At 40.0% G+C, this 5,803-nt stretch carries 8 protein-coding genes and 2 pseudogenes; 7 read left to right on the top strand and 3 right to left on the bottom strand.

Annotation, left to right across the window (positions count from 1 at the left end; all coding sequences use genetic code 11):
• Both B9G53_RS28575 and B9G53_RS28580 read right to left on the bottom strand, forming a co-directional pair.
• Nucleotides 1-148, bottom strand: a pseudogene (locus B9G53_RS28575) (transposase); the annotation flags it as partial.
• Nucleotides 149-254: 106 nt separating this feature from the next.
• Nucleotides 255-365, bottom strand: a pseudogene (locus B9G53_RS28580) (hypothetical protein); the annotation flags it as partial.
• Between the two features lie 69 nt (nucleotides 366-434).
• Between B9G53_RS28580 and B9G53_RS15645 the strand changes: the two are divergent.
• The 7 genes from B9G53_RS15645 to B9G53_RS15675 all read left to right on the top strand — a co-directional run bounded on the left by B9G53_RS15645 (nucleotide 435) and on the right by B9G53_RS15675 (nucleotide 4,832).
• Nucleotides 435-869: a transposase gene (locus B9G53_RS15645; protein ID WP_254923678.1), complete on the top strand. Its 435-nt coding sequence runs from the start codon at nucleotides 435-437 to the stop codon at nucleotides 867-869.
• Between the two features lie 163 nt (nucleotides 870-1,032).
• Nucleotides 1,033-1,398, top strand: coding sequence for a hypothetical protein (locus B9G53_RS15650; RefSeq protein WP_094533914.1), 366 nt, complete (start codon nucleotides 1,033-1,035; stop codon nucleotides 1,396-1,398).
• A 102-nt stretch (nucleotides 1,399-1,500) separates the two neighbouring features.
• Entirely contained in the window at nucleotides 1,501-2,007 is a 507-nt protein-coding gene (locus B9G53_RS15655) for a DM13 domain-containing protein (protein WP_094533916.1), read from the top strand.
• A 7-nt stretch (nucleotides 2,008-2,014) separates the two neighbouring features.
• The gene (locus B9G53_RS15660; protein WP_094533918.1) at nucleotides 2,015-2,656 is read left to right on the top strand and encodes a thioredoxin family protein; all 642 of its coding nucleotides are present in this window, start codon (nucleotides 2,015-2,017) and stop codon (nucleotides 2,654-2,656) included.
• Nucleotides 2,657-2,661: 5 nt separating this feature from the next.
• The gene (locus tag B9G53_RS15665; protein ID WP_094533920.1) at nucleotides 2,662-3,354 is read left to right on the top strand and encodes a cytochrome c biogenesis CcdA family protein; all 693 of its coding nucleotides are present in this window, start codon (nucleotides 2,662-2,664) and stop codon (nucleotides 3,352-3,354) included.
• Between the two features lie 89 nt (nucleotides 3,355-3,443).
• Nucleotides 3,444-4,028, top strand: a complete 585-nt coding sequence (locus B9G53_RS15670) for a cytochrome b/b6 domain-containing protein (protein ID WP_094533922.1) — start codon at nucleotides 3,444-3,446, stop codon at nucleotides 4,026-4,028.
• Nucleotides 4,029-4,070: 42 nt separating this feature from the next.
• Nucleotides 4,071-4,832 (top strand): molybdopterin-dependent oxidoreductase, encoded by a 762-nt coding sequence (locus tag B9G53_RS15675; RefSeq protein ID WP_094533928.1) that lies wholly within the window; start codon nucleotides 4,071-4,073, stop codon nucleotides 4,830-4,832.
• 146 nt (nucleotides 4,833-4,978) lie between these two features.
• On the opposite strand, the gene B9G53_RS15680 is transcribed toward B9G53_RS15675, so the two are convergent.
• Nucleotides 4,979-5,335 carry a DUF805 domain-containing protein gene (locus tag B9G53_RS15680; protein ID WP_094533924.1) on the bottom strand — a complete coding sequence of 119 codons (357 nt, stop codon included), beginning with the start codon at nucleotides 5,333-5,335 and terminating at the stop codon, nucleotides 4,979-4,981.
• Nucleotides 5,336-5,803 lie beyond the last annotated feature (468 nt).

The following is a 5,803-nucleotide window of genomic DNA, read 5'->3' on the forward strand; positions in this document are numbered from 1 at the left end:
GCCCAGAACAAAAAGCCCAACATAAAGCCAGAGTTAATAAAGCAATTAGTTTAGAAAGGCGTTCAGGGTCTTGAAGGTGCGTAGACTCCAAACAAAAAACACGAGATTTAAAACAACCAAACAAAGTCTCAATTGCCCAACGCTTGGAGTTACCTTTTTTATCTAGCAGCATCCATACCAAGGGGAATGCGATACCGTGATGCACTACTCCCGTTATAGCCATTGCGACTGTTGGTTTGTCCTGCTAGTTTGAGTTCGTGCTTTCCGTAGCCTAGCTGAGTTGATAGTTCTGCTTCCAATGCTCTTTCCACCAAGGCGGTGGTCAGTTGCTTCAGAATTCCTCCTTCTCCGAATAGGTCGGGTGGAGTTTTACATTCTTGCAACAATTCATCTAGCAATTCTTTGCTTATATTCATCTTTTTAGTGTTGGTATTGTGTGTCTAGATTGTCTCTCTGTATACTTCCCAGACTTTACACATCTCACTTTACACTCTCGGTTACTAATGAAGGTAGTAGTTACTGCGGCGAATCTCAATGATCGCAAGGACACAACTATACGTTTAGAAAAAATCAATCAAATTCGTGACCGTTTTCCACGTCTATCAACGATTTGGGTAGATCGTGGTTATAGTGGTAAAGCTTTCATTCTCGCGACTCTGCATACCTTTTACTGGTGTTTTCAAGTGGTTGTTCCTCCTAGGGAGCAAAAGGGTTTTGTTGTCCAACAGAAACGTTGGGTGGTTGAGTGTACTTTTGCATGGTTTTCTCGCTTTTGTCGATTGAACAGAGAGTACGAACTTTTACCTGAAACTTCTGAGGCTTTTTTCTATGTTGGCATGATTCAATTTCTCATCAAACGCCTCGCTTAACTTCTCAAACATGCTCTAAGTGTTGTTACTGTGCTACTTAATCCCTCGATGGGCTGTGATTTTAAAATTACTTCATCCAATTTGCTCACTCATCCGTATATTCAATAAGTAAATCGCGAAAGGATTACTTGACATCAATTTTTTGGAATGAGAGCTTATAACGATGAACTATAGATTTATTGGACTTATTGCTGGGTTGGCTTTGACTGCTGGAATTGTTTCATGTTCCGCTACATCTACGACACCTGAAGCAACTCCTGCAACTCAATCTACTCCTGCGGCAAAGCCTGCTGATGCCATGAAGAATGATGCTATGAAAGGCGACGCTATGAAGGATAAGTCTGGCGACGCGATGAAGAGCGATGCTATGAAAAGCGACGCTATGAAGGATAAGTCTGGCGATGCCATGAAGAATGATGCCATGAAGAGCGATGCTATGAAGGATAAGTCTGGCGATGCCATGAAGAATGATGCCATGAAGAGCGATGCTATGAAAGATGGTAAGCCCGCTGAATCTCCTAAGCAATAGTCCAATCCTTGTATTTATTGAGTTGAGACTGCACATTAACTACAAAATTTAGGAGCAGTTCTAGAATTGCTCCTCAGATAAATTCTAGACGGAACCCTATTTATGATTACAAAAAAATTGAGTCTAGCTACTGCGGCTGTAGTTTTGGTGTTGGGATGTGCTTCTATTCCAACCAACGTCCCCAAAACTTCTCAAGCAGAGGCAAGTTCTACACCAATTGCCTCTGCTTCTAAAGAAACTAATACAAAAGCCAATACTACATTGCGATCTGGTAGTTTTATCAGTGGTGAGCATACTACTAATGGCAAGGCAAGTATTATTCAAGAGAATGGAACCTATTTTATTGAACTTGACCAAACTTTTAAGACATCAGAGAATGGTCCCGACCTATTTGTGATTTTGCATCGATCGCCAAATATTCTGAGCGTATCCAAGCCACCTGACTATGCGATCGCTGAAGGAGACTACGCATTGATTGCTCCCCTGAAGAGTTTTAATGGTAAGCAACGCTATGCAATTCCTAAGGATATTCAGATCGACAATTACCAATCTATAGCAGTTTGGTGTCGTAAGTTTAATGCTACTTTCGGCTTTGCTCCTTTGTCTTGAGGCTAATATGGACAAGAGTTTATTACACCGTCGTCGATTTTTAACCTATGCAGGTTTGGGTATTTTGGGAGCAGGGAGTGCAGCGATCGCCACTCAAATTGGCTCTTCAAAAATCTCTAACCCAATTATTCCTAAAATATCTACAGAAATAATTCCTGTGTCTGATCTTCCTAAATCCAATAATCCTGATAAAGCGATCGCTTCTGCTAATTCGATTAGTCAACAACTACCAGAATTCCAAGGGATTTCCCAATGGCTAAATTCCAATCCTATGTCAATTCAAGACTTAAAGGGAAATGTCGTGATGATTCAGTTTTGGACTTTTGCCTGTATCAACTGTCAGAGAACCTTACCCTATGTGACGCGATGGCATGAACAGTATGCTGCTAGGGGCTTAAAGATAATTGGTGTGCATACACCAGAGTTTGCCTTTGAGCGCGATGTGAACAACATCAAAGATGCCATGCAGAAACATGGTATTAACTATGCAGTGGCTCTGGATAACGAGTTCAAGACTTGGAAAGCCTATGGAAATGAATATTGGCCGCATCTTTATTTAGCCGATCGCGAAGGCAAATTACGATATGATCACATCGGCGAAGGCGCTTACACACAAACAGAACAAACAATCAAACAATTATTGGGATAACCGCGATGGGACTCTCTCCTTTAGCGATCGCCTTAGCGATTTTGGGTGGTTTATTAACAGCTTTTTCGCCCTGTATTTTGCCCATTTTGCCAATTCTGATTGGGCGATCGCTCCAAACCCATCGCTATGGGCCCGTCGCTTTGGTTGCAGGAACCATGAGTGGATTTGCGATCACAGGCAGTTTGCTTGGAATTGCTAGCATCTGGCTGACAGACTTAGCAAATTTCATGCGAATTACGGCGATCGCATTCCTATTGATTTTAGGGATTCTCTCAATTTTTCCGAAGTTAAATTATCTTTTGCTATCCAAGTTACCACTTCCTAAGTTTAAGCAGACAAATAGAGTCAACCTAATGGGAGAATTTCTTTTAGGTTCGCAACTAGGTTTGTTATGGACTCCCTGTGCAGGTTCAGTGTTAGGTAGTATTCTCGTTTTAGCGGTGGCTGAACAACAAGTTTTTAGTGCTTTCGTTCTGCTATTGTTCTATGGGCTTGGCGCAGGTATTCCGATGTTGATCATCGCTTACGCTAGTCGATATTTTAGCAAGTCTTTTTTGCGGTTACGTGCTCACAGTCAGCTTTTACAGAAAATAGGTGGCTTAATGATCTCCATGACTGCGATCGCCATTATTCTTGGTTGGGATATCCAAATCCAACTTTGGTTAGCGCCTTTCTTCCCACCATTATTTGATCTGTAAGAATCTATTTTTGGTGCGGCTTCGCCACACAAAAGAATAGATTCTTATAACAATTAGCAGCCAAAATTCACTAAGTCAAGGTTCCTGTTATGAGTCCAAAAACTGCTCCTGCTCCTAAACAAGCCATATTTGTGAAGGCATTTCATTCCATTAATTTGATTGCGCTAATCTTGATGACAGCTAGTGGTTTGCAAATTTATAACGCAAATCCTGTATTTGGAGGACGCGCAGGATGGCGTTTTCCCAAAGAGTTACTCTTGGGCGGATGGCTAGGAGCAGGTCGCAATTGGCATTTTGCTTCCATGTGGCTTTTCTCCATGAGTTTGCTCATTTATGGCATCTATATCTTTCTCACGCGCCGATGGAAGCATCGTTTTGCTTCTGACAAAGATATTCAAGCGCTCCAAGCCAAAAATCCTAAGCGCAAAAATTATGCTTGGCATCGTCTTGTTTATACCGCAATCATTCCCATTCTGCTGCTAGCTATTCTCTCTGGGTTATGTATGTACAAACCTGTACAGTTTGCGTGGATTTCAGGACTATTTGGTAATTGGCAAAATCTCCGCGTTGCTCATTTTCTTACAGTTCCAATTGTGCTGATTTTTGCGATCGCCCATATCTTTCTATCATTGAAAGTGGGTGGTTTAAAAATGATTCGCTCGATGTTTATTTAGCTTTTACAAAAATTACTCAAGAGATTGATTAGGATGACAAAAATGCAATTTGATAAATATCAGCACCATCGATTTTCTCGTCGTCAGTTAATGCAATATGCGAGTCTATCAGGCATGGGCTTACTCTTAGGTAGTTGTGGTGATTCTGGATCGAGAGTTAGTCCTATTTTTAAGCCACTCAATCAACAATCAGACAAAGTTAGAGCTATATTTGAACCGCTTAATCAAAGTATTGAAGAGTTGATTTTTCAAGCGAAAACCCCTGCACCAGAATATCCCATTAGTGCAATTGAGCCTAATGCTTTATTGATTAATTCTTTTGATACCACACCTGTAATCAATCCCAATTCTTTTAAATTGATAGTAGATGGAGCAGTAAATAATCCTATGCAATTGAGCATGAGTGATGTGCGATCGCTACCTTTAATATCAATGGTAATTCGCCATGTATGTGTGGAAGGTTGGGCAGCGATCGTGCAGTGGGGAGGCGTGCGTCTATACGATCTAGCGAAGTTAGTCCAGCCCAAAGCAGGAGCGCGTTATGTCTATTTTGAATCCGCCGATAATTATTATGAAAGTTGGGATATTGCTTCAGCTTTACATCCGCAAACTTTACTTGCTTATCAAAAGAATGGTCAAGATATTCCAATTGAGAATGGCGCACCTTTGCGCTTAGCTTCTCCGATTAAGCTTGGTTACAAGCAATCAAAATGGGTAATTCGCGTTACCTTCACCAATGAGCTTGTTCAACAACGTCGAGGTTACTGGGTAGATGAAGGATATGAATGGTTTGCAGGACTGTAACTTCACAGCTTAACTTATTCGATCAGGCTGTGAAGTTAATTAGAATCTTCCGACTAATAAAGCTTCATAACAGTATCTTTGTTACTTTCATGAACATCTAAACAGTTTTTCGCTCTATATACTTAAGACAGAATCAAATTTCTATCTTATAAATCTACATCGTACTGATTCCTTTCAGGCTGACTTTCGGAAGCTAAAAAGATGATCAAAATAATAGCTCCTACAAAAGGAATGAATGCTATCAAAAGCCACCAACCGCTACGACCTGTATCATGTAGTCTTCTAATACCTGCAGCAATCCCTGGTAATAAAACGGCTAGAGAATAAAGCCCACCAAGCAATCCAAGCCCCGAGCCAGGGAGAGTTAAACGAAGTAGTCCATCGATAAACCCTAGTACTAGAGCAATTAGAAAGTTGAACAAAACAAAGTACCAGTACTCGTTTCGCCTTGACCTTCCATCGAAATCCTTATACTTCTTTAAAGCCAGTAAGTACCATTCCATATAGTATTATCTCCTCATAATTATTTATAGTTTTTATGGATTATTTGTAATTTTATAGATTTTAAATTAAGCCACATTAATCGCAATATTACTTTGGTTGTTCAGGTATGTCAACGAATGATTAAATCCTTAAATCATTCTCATTATATTAAGTCACAAAAGTGTGATCACATTTTTGTGACTTAATAACCAAACCCCGAAAGGGTTTAAGAAACACAAAATAGACTTGATAATTATTTCTAAGTACAGGAAAAGCTAAAAACCTTGAAGCTATTTCCCCGTAATTCTTCCCCAAAGATTCGTCAACTTCTGCATTTGTAAAGATTCTGTACGACAGATTAATTTGTGAGCTTTTATAGCAATATAAATTTTGCTTACTCCTTTCCCACCGAAGAAATAGACATATAAAACAGACCTCTTGCAGAACCAAAAATATGATAGATTTGCTGGTTTCGAATTTTTGCATTA

This window comes from Pseudanabaena sp. SR411, from assembly GCF_002251945.1.
Lineage (GTDB): Bacteria > Cyanobacteriota > Cyanobacteriia > Pseudanabaenales > Pseudanabaenaceae > Pseudanabaena.

Coding starts and splice junctions, on each gene's coding strand:
- B9G53_RS15650 (WP_094533914.1), top strand. CDS start 1,033: ATGAACTATAGATTTATTGGACTTATTGCTGGGTTGGCTTTGACTGCT.
- B9G53_RS15655 (WP_094533916.1), top strand. CDS start 1,501: ATGATTACAAAAAAATTGAGTCTAGCTACTGCGGCTGTAGTTTTGGTG.
- B9G53_RS15660 (WP_094533918.1), top strand. CDS start 2,015: ATGGACAAGAGTTTATTACACCGTCGTCGATTTTTAACCTATGCAGGT.
- B9G53_RS15665 (WP_094533920.1), top strand. CDS start 2,662: ATGGGACTCTCTCCTTTAGCGATCGCCTTAGCGATTTTGGGTGGTTTA.
- B9G53_RS15670 (WP_094533922.1), top strand. CDS start 3,444: ATGAGTCCAAAAACTGCTCCTGCTCCTAAACAAGCCATATTTGTGAAG.
- B9G53_RS15675 (WP_094533928.1), top strand. CDS start 4,071: ATGCAATTTGATAAATATCAGCACCATCGATTTTCTCGTCGTCAGTTA.
- B9G53_RS15680 (WP_094533924.1), bottom strand. CDS start 5,335: ATGGAATGGTACTTACTGGCTTTAAAGAAGTATAAGGATTTCGATGGA.